Consider the following 887-nt stretch of genomic DNA (forward strand, 5'->3'; position numbering starts at 1 on the left):
CTTTGGCCAGGCCGGTCAGGTTGTCCTGATAGGCTTCGGCACGCAGCTTCTCGGTGCGTGCCGCCTCTTCGGCAAACAGGGCCTTGAGCTTTTCCACCATCTGATTCATGGCCCTGACCACCCGGGCAAACTCAGGCGTGCGCGGCAATTCGGCCACGCTGAGAAACTCGCGCCGGGCAATTGCATTGGATTGCTCGACCATATAGTCCAGCGGGCGCAGTTGCCGCTTGAGCAGCAGCACACCGAGTGCCAGGCACAGTGCGCCACTCAGCGCCAACCACAGCAGGTTGCCCAGCGCTGCCTGCCAGAGCTTGCCGATGGCAAACAGCGGGTGGCTGATCACCTCGACACGCGCCGCCTGGCGCCAGCCATCACTGACAATGGCATCGCCCTGCGCCGGCTCCAGAGCTATCAGCCTGACAAACCAGGCCGGCACCTCGGAAACCACCGGCATACCCGTGCGCTCGACCAGAACCTCCTCGCCGTCGCCGGCATACACACGGATGCGCTCGAAATAGCCACTGTCGAAGATCGAACTGACCATCAGTTCTATCATCGCCGGATCGTCGACATGCGCACTGAGCGACAGGCCCAGCGCAGTCGCTGCATCCTGCGCATGTGCACGCAGCTGGTTGACCTGCTGCTCGCGGGAACCTTCAACCCCCAGCAGGAAACTGCCGGTAAAGTTGACCAGCAACAGCAGGCAGATCGCGACGAACAGCTGCTTGAACAATGACATTGCCTACTCCTTCGGCCGTACTCAGGGAAACCCTTCGGCCTGCATCTTCTTCAATAGATCTTGCCAGCGCGACAGGCGCTTGCTGTCGCCCACCTGCTTGCCACCCTGCGGCCCGGGCACCCACAGACCTTCGGCATTGAAGGCGTAT

Annotated in this window: 1 protein-coding gene and 1 pseudogene; both read right to left on the reverse strand. The window is 61.9% G+C overall.

The window, feature by feature from the left end:
• A partial coding sequence (locus CFY91_RS14485; RefSeq protein WP_133063699.1) for a LapD/MoxY N-terminal periplasmic domain-containing protein occupies positions 1-739 on the reverse strand: 739 nt, incomplete at its 3' end.
• A gap of 21 nt (positions 740-760) precedes the next feature.
• Positions 761-887 (reverse strand): annotated as a pseudogene (locus tag CFY91_RS16480) (hypothetical protein); the annotation flags it as partial.

The sequence above is a fragment of the Pseudomonas fluvialis genome, from assembly GCF_002234375.1.
In the GTDB taxonomy this organism is placed as follows: domain Bacteria; phylum Pseudomonadota; class Gammaproteobacteria; order Pseudomonadales; family Pseudomonadaceae; genus Aquipseudomonas; species Aquipseudomonas fluvialis.